The 16,949-nt window shown below is 32.4% G+C and carries 14 protein-coding genes and 1 riboswitch; of the genes, 9 read left to right on the top strand and 5 right to left on the bottom strand.

All coding sequences use genetic code 11. The features are described 5' to 3' along the window. Positions 1-12 precede the first annotated feature (12 nt). On the bottom strand, positions 13-1,035 hold the full coding sequence (locus tag ACQYZ7_RS09800) for a DUF6588 family protein (RefSeq protein ID WP_430729565.1): 1,023 nt from the start codon (positions 1,033-1,035) through the stop codon (positions 13-15). 91 nt (positions 1,036-1,126) lie between these two features. Then, positions 1,127-3,064 carry a DNA topoisomerase (ATP-hydrolyzing) subunit B gene (gene gyrB / locus ACQYZ7_RS09795; RefSeq protein ID WP_430729564.1) on the bottom strand — a complete coding sequence of 646 codons (1,938 nt, stop codon included), beginning with the start codon at positions 3,062-3,064 and terminating at the stop codon, positions 1,127-1,129. A 429-nt stretch (positions 3,065-3,493) separates the two neighbouring features. On the opposite strand from gyrB, the gene ACQYZ7_RS09790 reads away from it, so the two are divergent. After that, on the top strand, positions 3,494-4,672 hold the full coding sequence (locus ACQYZ7_RS09790; protein ID WP_430729563.1) for a DUF3103 family protein: 1,179 nt from the start codon (positions 3,494-3,496) through the stop codon (positions 4,670-4,672). An 87-nt stretch (positions 4,673-4,759) separates the two neighbouring features. Here ACQYZ7_RS09790 and ACQYZ7_RS09785 read toward each other — a convergent pair whose 3' ends face one another. From ACQYZ7_RS09785 to asnB, 3 genes are all read right to left on the bottom strand, one after another. Beyond that, positions 4,760-5,872, bottom strand: a complete 1,113-nt coding sequence (locus ACQYZ7_RS09785; RefSeq protein WP_430729562.1) for a helix-turn-helix domain-containing protein — start codon at positions 5,870-5,872, stop codon at positions 4,760-4,762. Positions 5,873-6,021: 149 nt separating this feature from the next. After that, positions 6,022-6,552 (bottom strand): hypothetical protein, encoded by a 531-nt coding sequence (locus ACQYZ7_RS09780; RefSeq protein ID WP_430729561.1) that lies wholly within the window; start codon positions 6,550-6,552, stop codon positions 6,022-6,024. Positions 6,553-6,786: 234 nt separating this feature from the next. Beyond that, positions 6,787-8,448 (bottom strand): asparagine synthase B, encoded by a 1,662-nt coding sequence (gene asnB, locus ACQYZ7_RS09775; RefSeq protein WP_430729560.1) that lies wholly within the window; start codon positions 8,446-8,448, stop codon positions 6,787-6,789. A 252-nt stretch (positions 8,449-8,700) separates the two neighbouring features. Continuing rightward, positions 8,701-8,895: riboswitch (cobalamin riboswitch) on the top strand. A gap of 148 nt (positions 8,896-9,043) precedes the next feature. On the opposite strand from asnB, the gene ACQYZ7_RS09770 reads away from it, so the two are divergent. The 8 genes from ACQYZ7_RS09770 to trpA all read left to right on the top strand — a co-directional run bounded on the left by ACQYZ7_RS09770 (position 9,044) and on the right by trpA (position 16,936). Further along, the gene (locus ACQYZ7_RS09770) at positions 9,044-10,069 is read left to right on the top strand and encodes a hypothetical protein (RefSeq protein ID WP_430729559.1); all 1,026 of its coding nucleotides are present in this window, start codon (positions 9,044-9,046) and stop codon (positions 10,067-10,069) included. Between the two features lie 214 nt (positions 10,070-10,283). Beyond that, positions 10,284-11,675: an anthranilate synthase component I family protein gene (locus ACQYZ7_RS09765; RefSeq protein ID WP_430729558.1), complete on the top strand. Its 1,392-nt coding sequence runs from the start codon at positions 10,284-10,286 to the stop codon at positions 11,673-11,675. Between the two features lie 56 nt (positions 11,676-11,731). Next, positions 11,732-12,325: an anthranilate synthase component II gene (locus ACQYZ7_RS09760; RefSeq protein ID WP_430729557.1), complete on the top strand. Its 594-nt coding sequence runs from the start codon at positions 11,732-11,734 to the stop codon at positions 12,323-12,325. A gap of 10 nt (positions 12,326-12,335) precedes the next feature. Next, positions 12,336-13,322 carry an anthranilate phosphoribosyltransferase gene (trpD, locus tag ACQYZ7_RS09755; RefSeq protein WP_430729556.1) on the top strand — a complete coding sequence of 329 codons (987 nt, stop codon included), beginning with the start codon at positions 12,336-12,338 and terminating at the stop codon, positions 13,320-13,322. 72 nt (positions 13,323-13,394) lie between these two features. Further along, positions 13,395-14,183 (top strand): indole-3-glycerol phosphate synthase TrpC, encoded by a 789-nt coding sequence (trpC, locus tag ACQYZ7_RS09750; RefSeq protein ID WP_430729555.1) that lies wholly within the window; start codon positions 13,395-13,397, stop codon positions 14,181-14,183. 127 nt (positions 14,184-14,310) lie between these two features. Continuing rightward, positions 14,311-14,952, top strand: coding sequence for a phosphoribosylanthranilate isomerase (locus tag ACQYZ7_RS09745; protein ID WP_430729554.1), 642 nt, complete (start codon positions 14,311-14,313; stop codon positions 14,950-14,952). A gap of 4 nt (positions 14,953-14,956) precedes the next feature. Then, the gene (trpB, locus tag ACQYZ7_RS09740) at positions 14,957-16,132 is read left to right on the top strand and encodes a tryptophan synthase subunit beta (RefSeq protein ID WP_430729553.1); all 1,176 of its coding nucleotides are present in this window, start codon (positions 14,957-14,959) and stop codon (positions 16,130-16,132) included. Positions 16,133-16,165: 33 nt separating this feature from the next. Next, positions 16,166-16,936: a tryptophan synthase subunit alpha gene (gene trpA / locus ACQYZ7_RS09735; protein WP_430729552.1), complete on the top strand. Its 771-nt coding sequence runs from the start codon at positions 16,166-16,168 to the stop codon at positions 16,934-16,936. Positions 16,937-16,949 lie beyond the last annotated feature (13 nt).

Here is a 16,949-nt window from a genome sequence, read left to right as displayed (position 1 = left end):
TAAAATGAGCTTTTATCTAAAGCTAAAAGCAATACCTGCATTAACGGAGTTATACTCTTGTAAGGTATAACTTCCGAAGATTTTAAAGAAACCTAAACTTAAACGAGCACCTAATGTGGTGTTAAAACTACCAGAGCTAGAGCTTAGTGATAATGGGTTTGTTCCTAGGTTTTCTCTTTCAGTACCTAAAGGTGTAGAGTAGTTAGCGTAAAAACTATCTCCTCTCATGTCTAAGCTTGTGTTACCTCCGTTATATCCAAAACCTCCATAAATATTGATAATAGGAAAGTTTAAAGAAGCTATAGCTTGTACGGTATATGAGTTTAATCTAAATTCTGTAATAGCATTTCTGGTTTCAATGTCTCCATCTACGTCACCAATAGTATAATCTACATTCATATTTGTGTAGGCAGCTAATAAAGAAACATGTAAAGGAGTTTTGTCCATTGGACCGAACCAATCTGTGATTTCTTTTTTAACACCAATACCAAATAATCCTCCTTTTACATCGTCTGAACCTACTTTAGGAGAATATCTAAGCATTGCTTCAAATTTAAAAGGAAGCCCTAGTCCTACCTGAACAGATGGTGCAGGTACAGCATTTGCTGGTAAGTCTTCTTTAATACCTTCAGGCATACTAAAGTTGGCTTCAACTTGCTGTCCATCTATAGTAGTTGTGTATGTTAATTCAGCAGGAGTTATTGAGTTACTTCCAGCAACTGTAGCTGTAGTGTTTTGGTTATATGTAGTGTTGTTAGATAGCCCTATTTTCGTTAGATTAAACATTTCGTCCTCAGAAGGAATAAAAGAAGCATTGGCTCCGATTGAAATATCAAAACCAAACTTTTTATGAACTTTAGCGGTGTGGTACCAACCATTGTTCATACTATAAATAAATCCTTTCATAGCAGGGTCTAAATAAGCATTAGTTAATTTACTAGCATCTTCTTTAGCTAATAAAATAGTTTCTAATTCCTGAGCTTTAACACTAAAGCTTACCATTAAAGTTAAAAGTGGTAAAAGAATTTTTTTCATAATTATGAGGGTGTTGTTTTAAGCGGTAAAAATATAAAATAAAAAAAAGCTCAATAATATTATTGAGCTTTTTTTAAGGTTAAGAAATTATTTATGCATCAATATTAGCATACTTTGCGTTCTTTTCTATGAAATCTCTACGTGGCGGAACTTCATCACCCATTAACATAGAGAAAATCCTATCAGCTTCGGTTAAGTTATCAATAGTAACTTGTCGTAATGTTCTAAACTCAGGATTCATGGTAGTGTCCCATAATTGTTCAGCGTTCATCTCTCCAAGACCCTTATAACGTTGTATGGTTACAGAACCTCCTAATTTTTGAGCTATTAAATCACGTTGGTTATCATCCCATGCGTACTCACGTTTTTGTCCTTTTTTAACTAAATATAAAGGAGGAGTAGCAATGTAAATATACCCTTGTTCAACCATTTCGCGCATATAGCGGAAGAAGAAGGTTAAAATTAAGGTAGCAATGTGAGAACCATCTACATCGGCATCACACATAATAACTACTTTATGATAGCGTAATTTTGATAAGTTTAATTCTCTTGGGTCTTCTTCAGTACCAATAGAAACACCTAAAGCGGTAAACATGTTTTTGATTTCTTCGTTCTCAAAAACTTTATGTTGCATTGCTTTTTCAACGTTTAAGATTTTACCTCTTAAAGGAAGAATAGCTTGGAAGTTACGATCACGACCTTGTTTTGCAGTACCACCCGCCGAGTCTCCCTCAACTAAGAAAATTTCACAAACAGCTGGGTCAGTTTCAGAACAGTCTGATAATTTACCAGGTAAACCACCAATGCTCATTACTGTCTTACGTTGTACCATTTCACGAGCCTTGCGTGCAGCGTGACGGGCTTGTGCAGCTAAAATTACTTTTTGAACAATAGTCTTAGCGTCATTCGGATTTTCTTCTAGATAATCCGTTAACATTTCCGATACCGCTTGCGATACAGCAGCACTTACCTCTCGGTTTCCTAATTTTGTCTTTGTTTGACCTTCAAACTGAGGCTCTGCTACTTTTACAGATACAATAGCGGTTAATCCTTCACGGAAGTCATCACCAGCAATTTCAAATTTTACGTTTTTCAGTAAACCTGATTCATCAGCATACTTTTTTAATGTATGGGTTAATCCACGACGGAAACCTGATAAGTGAGTACCACCTTCATGTGTGTTAATGTTGTTTACGTACGAGTGCAAATTCTCTGCATACGAATCATTATACACCATAGCAACTTCTACAGGGATTCCATTTTTCTCTCCTTCCATAGAAATTACATCTTGGATGATCTGAGTTCTTGTTCCGTCTAGAAATCTTACAAATTCAGATAATCCTTCTTCAGAATGAAATACTTCAACAGAATCATTTCCTTCATCATCTTTATTACGTTTGTCTGTTAACGTGATAGTAATCCCTTTATTAAGGTATGCTAATTCACGCATACGAGTAGCTAAGGTGTCGTAATTGAATTCGGTAGTTTGTTGAAAGATAGATTTATCTGGTAAAAAGGTAACGATGGTTCCAGTAAAATCAGTTTCTCCAATAGTTTTTACAGGATACAAAGTTTTACCTCTTTCGTATTCTTGTTGCCAAATTTTACCTTCTTTATGTACAGTTGCTGTTAAATGGTCAGAAAGTGCATTAACACAAGAAACTCCAACACCATGTAGTCCACCAGAAACTTTATATGAATCTTTGTCAAACTTACCACCAGCACCAATCTTAGTCATTACTACTTCTAGAGCAGAAACTCCTTCTTTTTTATGGATACCTACAGGAATACCACGACCATTATCTCTTGTTGTAATTGAATTATCTTCATTTATAGTAACATCAATAGTATCACAATGACCAGCTAAAGCTTCATCAATAGAGTTGTCTACTACCTCATATACTAAATGGTGTAAACCACGTACTCCAACATCACCAATATACATGGAAGGACGCATACGTACATGCTCCATTCCTTCTAACGCCTGAATACTATCGGCAGAATAATTATGTTTTTTTTCTTCGCTCATTATAAAGAGGATTAAATTAAAGTCTTTATCATAAAAAAATCGCTCGAAAGCGATTATAGTTATCTTACAAATTTACAAATTTAAAAGCTTAAATTAAAGTTTTTAAGCGGTTTTTGTGGCGTTTTATCAACAATTGCTTGGAAAATAAAAAACCGCTTAAAAAGGCTAAAAATGGTGATAAATTGATTTTTACAACTTTTGGGTAGGTCTTGTAAATCTTCTTTTTTTTAAGATCGCTTATATGGCTTAAAAATTATTGAATAAATAAATAATTTAAATATCTAGTACTTAAGTGTTAAAAAAATGTATATAAAACACTATTTAGTGTATTTAATGTTATTTTTTGGTAAATATTTAACATTTTTTGTGATTTTTATTGAGTTTTTTGTTATTATTGGAGTTAGTATTAATAAATTAAATTTTTTTAAAATGAAAACCCCCCGAATTTTATTAGGAGCTTTATTAGCTTCGATGTTGTTTGTAGGTTGTAACAACTCTGAAGAATTAGTTACTGGTCCTGACAATTTAGTAGAACAACAAACTTCTGATTTAGTAAATAAGAAGGAAGCTGTTTTTCAGTTCATTGATTTAATGAAAAATCAAAGTTTTAAAGAAAAAGCTGTGGAGCTGTTGATTAATCAACAACCTAGTGTTTCGATGTCTAAAATTTTAGAACAAACTTCTGAATTTGTAGGTAGTGAAGAAGCATACAAATCATTAGCTTCTAAAACAACTATGTTAGAAAGCAGAGCTTCTAAAGATGCAGCTCCAGACAAAATAGAGATATTAGAAGTTTGGATGCACAATGGAAAAAGAATAGATGATTTTTCTAATGTGTTATTTTCTTTTGCACCCGAAGGAGATGAGGAGACGTGGAATAGGATTGAGGCTTATACAATAGATAAAGAAGTTGTTTATCTTGACTCTAAGATTGTGCCAAGTCAAACAGTAATTATTATTGAAACAGACGGTTTTGAAACTTTGAAGAAAGAAGTAGCTTATATGAATAAGTATCTTCAAGAAGGAGGAGTTCAAAATAATAGGTTTTTAAACTCTTCATTTGATTTAAGTGCTAAATCTGCTAGAAATACAGGTTTAGAAACTACGAAATTAGATAAGATTAGATTAAATGATGATGAAGAACCTTGGGTAAGTGGAGCAGCTGAGGTGTACGCAATAACATCAGGTATTAAAGACGATAAAAATAATCCTGAGATTAAAGTGATACCGATGTATTATTTAGATCATGATGATACTGATTATTATCCTAACCAGATATTGTTATTTTGGGATGATTATCAATACCAAGCAGCAAATATTCAATTATTTGAAAAAGATGATAATACTAATTATAAAGATTTAGTTTCTGCCATTGTAAACGGTGTTTTTCAGATTATAGGAACAGTTTCTACACAACCATGGGTAAGCGTTTTAGGGCAAGTTGCAGGAGCGATAATTCAAGCGATGCCAGATAGTTGGTATACTAATAATGATGATTATGTAGACTCTTTTTATACAATTGAAAAAAATAAGAGTTACTCCAATTATTATGGTGCTAGAAGAAATGCGAAGATAAATTTATCTCCTTTTTACGTAGCTCCAAATTAAAAAGTAAAACTAAGTAAGTAAAAGAGCATTCTGAGTTTTCAGGATGCTTTTTTGATTTTTAAAATAGTTGTGTATTTAAAGAAAACCTTATGTGAGTTGTATGTTATATAGAAAATTTAAGGAATTTTTTTGTTTAGATAACTCTTTAGGGCAAATGCCAAATTTTTTCTTAAAACAATTAGAAAAATAAGAGCTACTATTAAAGCCTACATCTGTTGATATTTGACTTATAGCAGAAGAACTCATTGTTATAGAGTCGATGGATTTTAAGAGTCTAAATTCTTTTAATAATTGATTAATAGATTTGCCTGTAATGTCTTTACAATTCCTGTATAGTTTAGTTTTGGACATCATCATTAAAGCGCAAATGTCAGAAATTTTAAACTTGGGTTTATGGTAGTTTTTTGAGAGTATATCAATTAAAGATAGTATGAAGGATTCCTTTTCAAGGTTTAGCCAGTAAATTTTTTTTGTAGCGTTAATGCTTTTTAAGTTGGAAAGCGAAGGGTACATGTTTATCATTCTTGAAGAAACAATAAGTTGTTCTTTCTTTTTTACAAGGTAGAGCAGTTTTGTTAGCTTAGGAATTACTTGAGTAAAAGTGTTTTCTTTGTTGTTACTTAAAAATGGATATAGGATAATTTTAGTAGAGATGTTGTCAACTCTTTTATTTAGTTTGTCTAGTATAGAAGCGGTGCAATTCAAAGCTTCTTTAATAGAGTGAAATGAAGCTATAATGTCTTCGTTAGTTTCAATTTGATACCCCTTATAAGAGGTTATTAAATTTTGAATGATAGTTTTTTTTAACGATAAAGACTCTAAAGCTTTTGTTTTATTAAGTAAGAATATTTTCTTGTTAAATGTTTTGATCAAAAAAATAACTGAATGCTTTTGCGGCTTGTAGAATGATTTAGATTGTATTGCTTTAAGTTGTTGTTCGCTCTTCAAAAAAGCATAAACTAAATGATTGTTAACTGATGTAATTTTGTAAGGATGTAAATTAATAGATGTATGGTACAGTTTTCTTATAGAGTTTTTGTTTGGAGCTTTTATAAGATAAAAAACGCTGTTTTTTTTATGATCAATCCAGTAGTTAATACATTTTTTAAGATGAATTTGTTGAAGTTTAGAGTAAAAGGTAACTACTAAATCAATAGCGGTGTTATTGTTGGTTATATGTTGAATCAAATAAACTGACATATGTAAAGTTAGCAAATAGAAAGCAGATAAGTTGTTAACTTAGGAAGAGAAGCAGAGGGAATGTTTAAAAAATAGGATAAAACCCCTAAAAAAGTTTTTTACACTTGTTGTAAAAAACTTTTTTATTTAATTATGACTTAAATCTATTTTTAATGAATATTACCGTCATAATCTAGTTTTAGATTTTTTCGTTTTCCATCTTTTCTAACTTGAACCTTAAACACTTTTCTAGATTTGCTATCACTTCTATAAGTTACAAGGTATACATCTTTATGTATTGTCCACCCCGGATATTTTTTTAAAATAGCGGTTCTAACAGCTTTAGGAAGTAGTATGTTTTTATAGCGTTCAATAGAACTCATAATTTTACCATTAGAATCATAAGTAGCTGTGATTAATCCTGTTGTTCCTCCTTCTTTTTTTGTTCTAAAAATGACTTCGTAAGCTTCAAACTCTCTATCAAAAATAGGAGACTCTGTAATGTCGTACCTAGCGGCTTCATTCTCTAAGTTTTTGACTAGTTCAGGAGTGTCTTTACGTTGAACCTCGTTAAGATAGCTTAGGTTTAAGGGTTTAATGGTTACAGGTTCTAAAATAATGTTTTTTGCTATCTCGTTGCTCTGAGAATGTACTAGGCTGGTTAGACCCAGAAAAAGTAAACCAAATACAAGTTTTTTCATGGTACTGAGTTTTTAGTGGTGGTAAAAAAAGCGAGGAGTGTGAGTAATAATTAAGTTTTGAGGAGGAACAAAATTACCATCAAAAAAAAGAAATTATTATTAAAATTGTTCTTATTATTATAAGAAATGATTCAAAGGTTTTAGTTTAACAAAGTTTTAAGTTTCTACATAAAAAAATCCCGCAAACGCGAGATTTTTATCACAACTAAAAATAGAAAAAAACTAAGAATTTTCTTAGTAAGCGTCTTCATGTACAGCCTTTATAGCTCTACCAGAAGGTTCGTTTTGGTTTTGGAAACTTTTGTCCCATGCTAGTGCTGTAGGGGTACTACAGGCAATTGAAGGTACAGAAGGAACCGTTAAAGCAGCCGTTTCACTTGGGAATTGTTCTTCAAAAATTGAACGGTAATAATATTCTTCTTTTGTACGTGGAGTTTGTGTAGGGAAACGGTGCGAAGCACTTTCCATCATTTCATCAGTAACAGCAGCTTCTACTACCTCTTTTAAGGTATCAATCCAATTATAACCAACTCCATCAGAAAATTGTTCTTTTTGTCTCCAAGCCACTTCTTTAGGTAAGTAGCTTTCAAATGCTTTACGTAGCACCCATTTTTCCATACGTTCACCGTTAATCATTTTATCTTTTGGGTTGATACGCATAGCTACATCCATAAATTCTTTGTCTAAAAAGGGAACACGACCTTCAATTCCCCAAGCCATCAAGCTTTTGTTAGCACGCAAGCAATCATATTGGTATAATTTATCTAGTTTTCGCACAGTTTCTTTGTGAAATTCTTCTGCGTTTGGGGCTTTATGGAAGTATAAATATCCTCCAAAAAGTTCATCAGCACCTTCACCAGATAACACCATCTTTATTCCCATTGACTTAATAACTCGCGCCATTAAATACATAGGTGTAGAAGCACGAACAGTAGTAATGTCGTAGGTTTCTAAGTTGTAAATAACATCACGAATAGCATCTAAACCTTCTTGAATGGTAAAAGTAATTTCATGATGAATAGTGTCAATATATTCAGAAACTTTTTTAGCCGCAGCTAAATCAGGAGATCCATCTAAACCAATAGAGAATGAATGTAATTGCGGGTACCAAGCAGCATCTTTATCACCAGACTCTACACGTTTAGCAGCATATTTTTTTGCAATAGCTGAAGTAATAGAAGAATCTAACCCACCTGATAATAATACTCCGTAAGGAACATCACTCATTAATTGGCGATGTACAGCAGCTTCTAAAGCATCACGAACTTCATGAATAGAAGTTTGGTTGTCTTTTATAGCTTCGTATTCCATCCAATCACGAGAATACCATTTTTGTAAACCATCTTCACGGGTATAGTAATGACCCGGAGGAAAAACCTCAATTTTGTTACAATAACCTTCCAGAGCTTTTAATTCAGAAGCTACATAGAAAGTACCGTGTTTATCCCATCCCATATATAAAGGAATAATTCCCATATGATCACGAGCTATTAAATATTCATCGGTAATAGAATCATACACAGTAAAGCCAAAAATTCCGTTTAAATCATCTAAAAACTCAATACCTTTTTCTTTGTATAAGGCTAAGATTACCTCACAGTCAGATTTTGTTAAGAATTCATGTTGCTCTTTGAGTTGCTTTCTTATCTCTTTGTGATTGTATATTTCTCCATTAGCAGCTAACACAAATCTACGATCATGGCTAAATAGGGGTTGTTGTCCAGAAGCAGGATCAACAATTGCTAGTCGCTCATGTGCCATAATTACTTTCTCATCACTATAAATTCCGCTCCAATCTGGACCTCTATGGCGAACCTTTTTAGCCATTTCTAATAATTGAGGTCTTAATTTATCTGACGGTTGCTTTAAATCAAACGCACATACAATTCCACACATAACTTTTATTTTTGTTGTTTATTACAATGCAAATAACTGAATGATGTTTTTATTTTTAAATAATTTTATTATTATTGGTTATAAATTATAACTTTATACTCTATAAAAAAGCTTTTTTAAAACTTTAAATTGAATTTTAAGCTATTGTTATTTTACTTTTTAATTTATTCTCATAATAATTATAAAGTTGGTTTTCATGCGGAAAGGAGGAACTGGAATTTTAACAGTAAAATTGGTGTTTCTTTCCTGAGACTAAAATATATTTGTCGCGGTTTTTCTTTGAAGAAAAGAAAATTAAAAGGGAATTAGGTGAAAGTCCTAAACTGTACCCGCAACTGTAAGCTTTGTCTATATAATAGATACTTGTTATTTCTTACACCACTGTTTTTTACGGGAAGGTAGTAACAAGATGTTAGTCAGGAGATCTGCCAAATTTAATTTGTTGTTTTTCTTTCGGGAATAAAAGAAGTAGCAATGTGTACACATAAACATTTTATGTTTTGAAGAATGTTTATCAGTGTTTTTTAGTTTCAGAAATTTCAAATTAATTATAAAAATGATACGTATATACAGTATTACATTGCTATGTCTTATTATGACATTTTTTTCTTGTTCAAGTGATTCAATAAAACAGGAACCAATTCCGATTTATAATAATTCTTTTATATTGAGTTATGAAGGAGAAAAAACAACAATAGGGCACCTAGATGAAGGTCAGGTTTTTACCCCAAATGTATATGAGTCGCTAAACAAAAACACTATTTCTTTTTCAGGTTATGAAAACAAATTGTTTGCAATATCACAGACAGGGCCTGATTTTGTTACAAAATTCGATTTACAAAGCTTAGTTGTAGAGAAAACAGTAGCTACTTCTCAGGTCGCAGATCCATCGTATTTAACAATGTATTCTGAAACAGAGGGATTAATGGTTTCAACAGATGGAAGAGGAAGAGATAAAAGATATAACCTATCATTATTTAATATAAATGAAGGAATAAAAGATAAAATGGAAGGAATATCAGATAAGGTTTTATTTTCTAAATCAGGACTTTTAGTAGAAGGAGAAAGCGTATTGATTGCTGATGGTAAAGAGTTGAAGGTTTTGAATATTAAGGATAAGTCATTAAAAACAGTAGTAACTTTTGAAGATGTTATTTCAGGAATTCTAAAAGATAAAAACAATAAAATTTGGGTTGGAACAGAAAAGAGAGTGGGAGAAGCAGCATTCGTAAGTCTTGGTAGAAATTATTCTGTTAATGAAACTATAACATTAGAGGGTATGAATCTTTATAAAACAAGTATGCTTACTATGAGCTTATCAAGTAATTATATTTATTGGTTAGAGGTAGCTACAGGAGCAGTTCACCGTTTTAATACTGTAAGTAAAGAAGCAGAAGAGTTTGTAAACCCAATGACAGAAGGGGTAATGCTTACAACTGTTATCAAAGAACATCCGACGACAGGACAAGTGTATGTTTTGGGAGCAGAAGATTTTTTTGATACAGATAAAAGTGTGCTAGTTATTTATAACGAAGATAAAACTGTTTTTAAAACAGTAAAGGGAATAGGGAGTTCACCAATAGATATTTTCTTCTCTAAAGAAAATTTTTCTATTAATTAAGTTGCTGTTTATTGATTTATAAATTTTTAATCTAAAAAAGTTTGTAAAATCAAAATCACTTTATACATTTGTAGCATAATGATAAAACAACAATTAAATAACTGGTGGTGGAAAACTCGTAACTTACGTTAGTGAGACCATCTTGTTATATCTATAATACAACGAAAAGGCTTATCTCATGATAAGCCTTTTTTGTTTTTACATATTAAATGAAATGAAAAAAATTACCTTTAAAACAAGAGCAAAAAAACAACTGGCAGATATGGTTACGCCAGTTAGTTTGTACTTAAAAACAAGAGATAAGTATGCAAATAGTTTGCTGTTAGAAAGTTCAGACTATCACAGTAAAGAAAATAGTTATTCATTTTTATGTATAGAACCGTTGGTTACAATTAAAGCTGAAAATGATGAGTTAGTACTGTCTTATCAAAAGGAAGAATTAGAAAGAGGACCTATTCAAAAAGATTTCTATAAAAAATTTGATACATATAGTGATGTTATTTCAGTAGACTGTTCAGAAGAAATAAAATCATTTAACGGATTGTATGGGTATACCACTTTCGATGCTGTACAATACTTTGAAACTATTCAATTAAAATCAAAGAAAGCTCCGTCAGCAATTCCAATATTACAGTATAGTTTTTTTAGATTTATCGTTGCTATTAATCATTTTAAAAATGAAATGATTTTGATAGAAAACATTCCTGAAGGTGAGGAGTCTCGATTATCAGAAATTGAAAACTTGGTAAATTCTCAATCCTTTGCTAAATATGACTTTGCTTTTCAAGGAGAAGAAACTTCAAATATTACCGACGAAGAGTTTAAAGGAAGTGTAACAAAAGCAAAAGAACACTGTAAAAGAGGAGATGTTTTTCAGTTGGTATTATCACGTCAATTTCAACAAAAATTTAAAGGAGATGAATTTAATGTGTATAGAGCTTTGCGCTCTATAAATCCTTCTCCGTATTTATTCTATTTTGATTACGGAAGTTTTAAGTTGATGGGGTCTTCACCTGAAGCGCAAATTAAGATAGACGAAGGTCAGGCGATTATAAACCCAATTGCAGGAACTTTTAGAAGAACAGGAGATGATGAAAAAGATAGAGAGTTAGCCAAAGAACTGGCGAACGATCCAAAGGAAAATGCAGAACATGTAATGTTAGTCGATTTAGCCCGAAACGATTTAAGTAAACACGCTACTAACGTAACGGTTGAAACTTATAAAGAAGTGCAGTATTTTAGTCATGTAATTCATTTGGTATCCACAGTAACAGGGAAAATTACAGGAAATCCAATAGAAATTGTAGGAGATACGTTTCCAGCAGGGACTTTGAGTGGTGCTCCTAAATATAAAGCGATGGAGTTGATAGATAAATATGAAAATCAAACTCGCGGATTTTATGGTGGATGTGTTGGATTTATTGGTTTGAACGGAAATGTAAATCAAGCCATTGCTATCCGTTCGTTTGTAAGTAAAAATAATACACTGTATTATCAAGCAGGAGCAGGAATTGTAATTAATTCAAAAGAAGAAAACGAATTACAAGAAGTAAATAACAAATTAGCAGCACTGAAAAAAGCATTAGTGTTAGCAGAGGAAATATAAATTAGTTTTTAGCTGTTAGATTTTTGCTAATAGCCAAGAGCCAAAAGCTAAAGAATATGAACATATTAATATTAGATAATTACGATTCATTTACCTATAACTTGGTACACTATGTAGAAGATATTACAGGGGAGTTGCCAGATGTATATCGTAATGATGAAATCTCTATAGAGGAAATTAAAAATTACGATGCTATTATTTTATCACCTGGACCAGGAATTCCTGATGAAGCAGGAATATTAAAAGAAACTATTAAAACATATGCAGGTAAAATTCCAATTTTTGGCGTGTGTTTAGGTTTGCAAGCTATTACCGAAGTTTTTGGAGGAGAGATAGAAAACTTAAGTGATGTTTTTCATGGGGTAGCTACAGAAATGCAGGTAACTAAAAAGAATACAATCACCTTTAAAGATATTCCAGAAACATTTGAAGCAGCTCGTTACCATTCATGGATTGCGTCTCATACTAATTTTCCACAAGAATTAGAAGTAACTGCAATTGATGAAGACGGAAGTATTATGGCATTGCGACATAAAGAATTTGCAATTGAAGCAGTACAATTTCATCCAGAAAGTATCTTGACTCCAGACGGAAAAAAAATGATTCAGAACTTTATTGATTTGGCGAAAAGCCAAAAGCCAAAAGCTTAAAGCTATTCACATGAAAAAAATACTAAACACGCTGTTTGAACAAAAACGATTGACAAAAGAACAATCGAAAGAAGTTTTGATAAACATAGCACAAGAAAAGTACAATGCTTCACAAATAGCAGCATTCATTACTGTGTTTTTAATGCGTCCAGTTTCGGTAGATGAATTATCGGGATTTAGAGAAGCTTTATTAGAACTTGCCATAAAAGTAGATTTGTCAGACTTTAATACCATCGATTTATGTGGAACAGGAGGTGACGGAAAAAACACTTTCAATATTTCAACACTAACCTCATTTATCGTTGCAGGGACTGGACATAAAGTAGCAAAACATGGAAATTATGGAGTGTCTTCTGCATCAGGATCGTCCAACATGCTAGAGTTTTTAGGATACAATTTTACCAATGATGAGGCTACTTTAAAACGCCAGTTAGAGGAAGCAAATATTTGTTTTTTACATGCACCGTTATTTCATCCAGCGATGAAAGTGGTAGCTCCCATCCGAAGAGAATTAGGAGTGAAAACATTTTTCAATATGTTAGGTCCGTTGGTAAATCCGAGTCAACCACAAAACCAGTTGGTAGGAGTATTCAATTTAGAAGTGGCACGAGTATATAATTATATGTTACAGCAATCTGAAGTAAATTATGGAGTAGTGCATGCGCTTGATGGGTATGATGAAATTTCATTAACAGGAGACTTTAAATTGTTTACTAAAGAAGCAGAAAAGCAAGTTTCTCCATCTGATTTAGGACAAAAGACGATTGCTCCATCTGCTATTTTTGGAGGAAATACGGTTAAGGAAGCAGCAGAGATATTTGTGGATATAATTAAAGGAAAAGGAACTGAAGCACATAATAATGTAGTATTAACTAACGCAGCATTTGCTTTAAAAACGTTTGATAAACATAAGAGTTTTGAAACCGCTTTTGAAGAAGCGAAAGATTCTTTATTAGGGTTAAAAGCAAAACAATCATTAGAAAAATTAGTAAATTAAATGTCACTTCGAACATTACCGAGAGTCCTTAAGCCTCGACTGCGTTCGACTAGACAAAAAAATGAATATAAAATGACCATTTTAGATAAAATAATAGCCTTTAAAAAACAAGAAGTAGCTAAAATAAAAGCTGAGGTTGCTGTTAAAAAACTGGTAAAGAGTCCAAATTTTAAAAGACAACCAATCTCATTAAAAAAATCGTTGTTAGAGCCATATTCAACAGGAATTATTGCTGAATTTAAACGTCAATCTCCATCTAAGGGAGTTATCAATGACAAAGCAACTATTACTGAAGTGACTAATGGGTACCTTGATGCGAATGTGGCGGCACAATCTATTTTAACTGATACTTCATTTTTTGGAGGAACGATGGCAGATTTGATGGAGGCCAGAAATATTAATCAAATAAAACCAATTCTAAGAAAAGATTTTATTATTGATGGATTTCAAATAGTAGAAGCCAAAGCAATTGGCGCTGATGTTGTACTGTTAATAGCTGCTTGTTTAACAGCAGAGCAGTTGAAGAACTACGGTCAGTTAGCAACCGATTTAGGATTAGAGGTTTTATATGAAATTCATACTCAGGAAGATTTAGATAAAATTGGAGATTTGGATAATAAGATTATAGGAATTAACAATCGAAACTTAAAAACGTTTGAGGTTGATTTAGAGCATTCAATAAAGCTAGCAAGTCAAATTCCCGATACGGTTGTGAAGGTTTCTGAAAGTGGAATTTCAGATCCTAGAATTATTACAGGATTAAAAGAATACGGATTTCAAGGTTTTTTAATTGGAGAAAATTTCATGAAAACTGAAACCCCAGGAGAAGCTTGTAAGGAGTTTATTGAGCAAATAAGATAATGTCAGTTCGAGTGAATTTATGAGGAACGAATAAATTAGTATCGAGAACAAATACTTCTCAATACAACTTTTTCCTAAAGTCGAAAATTATTCGAAGTGACAAAAGAAGTGACAAAATATAAATAAGATGAAGCTAAAAGTATGTGGAATGAAGTATGTAGAAAATATTCAGCAAGTAGCTGAATTACAACCTGATTATTTAGGCTTTATTTTCTATGAAAAATCTCCAAGAAATTTTGAAGGTATCATTCCGAAACTACCCAAGGGAATCAAAAAAGTAGGCGTTTTTGTAAATGAATATGTAGAAATAGTAGTTTCATTAGTTGAAGAATATCAGTTAGAAGCAGTTCAGTTGCATGGAGATGAATCTGTAGCGTATATTAAAGAGTTAAAAAAATACCTGCCAAAAGTAGAGATCATTAAAGTATTTGGAATAAAAGGAGAATTCAATTTTGAGCTTTTAAAACCGTACGAAGAAGTAGTTGATTACTTTTTGTTTGATACTAAAGGAAAAGAGCGAGGAGGAAATGGGATAACATTTAATTGGCAAGTTTTAAAAGATTATAATTCAACAAAAAGGTACTTCTTAAGTGGTGGAATAGGTTTGGAAGAAGTAGATGAGTTAACCATGTTTTTTAAAACATCAGCATCTAAGCATTGCTATGCCATTGATGTGAACAGTAAGTTTGAAACAAAGCCAGGGATAAAATCAGTAAAAAAAATAGAACAGTTTAAGGCTTATTGCCAAAAGCTAACAGCTAAAAGCTAATCATATGAAATTTCAACCAGATAATAACGGGTATTACGGACAATTTGGAGGAGCATTTATTCCAGAATTGTTATACCCAAATGTAAAAGAGTTAGAAGAGAATTATATACAAATTATAGAGTCTGAAACTTTTCAGCAAGAATATAAAGACTTATTAAAACACTATGTTGGTCGTCCGAGTCCGTTGTATTTAGCAAAACGATTATCAGAGAAATACGGAGCGACTATTTATTTAAAGCGAGAAGATTTAAATCATACAGGAGCACATAAAGTAAATAATACCATTGGTCAGATTTTAATAGCAAAACATTTAGGGAAAACTAAAATTTTAGCAGAAACAGGAGCAGGACAACATGGAGTGGCTACGGCAACAGTGTGTGCATTAATGGGCTTAGAGTGCGTTGTTTTTATGGGAGAAACTGATATCAAACGTCAGGCACCTAATGTGGCGCGTATGAAGATGTTGGGAGCAAAGGTGGTACCAGCTACAAGTGGAAGCAAAACGCTAAAAGATGCTACTAACGAAGCAATTCGTTATTGGATTCAGCATCCAGAGACCTATTATTTAATAGGTTCTGTAGTTGGTCCGCATCCATACCCTGATATGGTAGCACGTTTACAAGCGGTGATTTCTGAGGAAATGAAAGCTCAATTAAAAGAACAAACAGGGAAAGAGAATCCAGATACCATTATAGCATGTGTAGGAGGAGGAAGTAATGCTGCAGGTGCTTTTTATCATTATTTAGAGGATGAAGAAGTTGAGTTGATTGCAGTAGAAGCAGCAGGATTAGGAGTGAATTCTGGAGAAAGTGCTGCGACATCACAATTAGGAGAAGTAGGAGTTATTCATGGAAGTAAAACCATTTTAATGCAAGATGAGTACGGACAAATTGTAGAACCGTATTCTATTTCAGCAGGTTTAGATTACCCAGGAGTAGGACCATTACATGCTTATTTACATGAAACAAAACGCGCAAAATTCATGAATGCTACTGATAAAGAAGCTTTAGATGCCGCCTATGAATTGACAAAGATAGAAGGAATCATTCCGGCATTAGAAAGCGCGCATGCATTAGCAGTATTACCAAAAATGGATTTACGTGAAGACCAAGTGGTGGTTGTGAATTTATCAGGGAGAGGCGATAAAGATTTAGAAACGTATATAAAACATTTAAGCTAATAGCCTCTGGCTAATGGCTAAAAGCTATTAGAAATGAACTCAATTCAAAATATATTCAATAAAAAAGAAAACGACTTACTATCTATTTTCTTTACAGCAGGTTTTCCAAAATTAGAAGATACAACAAAAGTTATTGCCGAGTTAAGCAATAGTGGGGTAGATTTTATTGAAGTAGGCTTGCCATATTCTGACCCGTTAGCTGATGGGCCAACTATTCAGCATAGTAGTGATATAGCATTGAAAAATGGCATGAATCTCGATGTTGTTTTTAAGCAATTAGAGTCGATTAAAGATTCAAATAAAACGCCTTTGGTATTAATGGGCTATTTGAACCAAATTATTAAATATGGAGAAGATAAATTCTGTAAAAAAGTAAAAGATTGCGGAATTGACACTGTCATTATTCCCGATTTACCTATGGTTGAATACGAGAACCATTATCAACAGTTATTCAAAAACTACGGAATTACGAATGTGTTTTTAATTACACCGCATACTTCAGATGAACGCATCCGTAAGATAGATTCTTTATCAGATGCTTTTATTTATGTAGTTGCTTCAGCATCTATTACAGGTGCTAAAGGCGAAGTTTCCGAAGAACAAATCAATTATTTTAAAAGAATTCAAACAATGAATTTACAAAGTAAGCTCATTGTTGGTTTTGGTATTTCAGATCATAAAACATTCTCTACTGCCTGTGAATATGCAAACGGAGCAATTATTGGTTCAGCTTTTATAAAAGAGCTAGAAAAAAAGGGAGTTGAAGGAATTGGTGATTTTGTGAAAACTGTTAAGAACTGTTAATATATTCCTAATT

Origin of the sequence: Tenacibaculum sp. SDUM215027 (assembly GCF_050566205.1) — a bacterium.
Taxonomy (GTDB): Bacteria; Bacteroidota; Bacteroidia; order Flavobacteriales; family Flavobacteriaceae; genus Polaribacter.
This window is presented reverse-complemented; position numbering and strand designations above follow the sequence as displayed.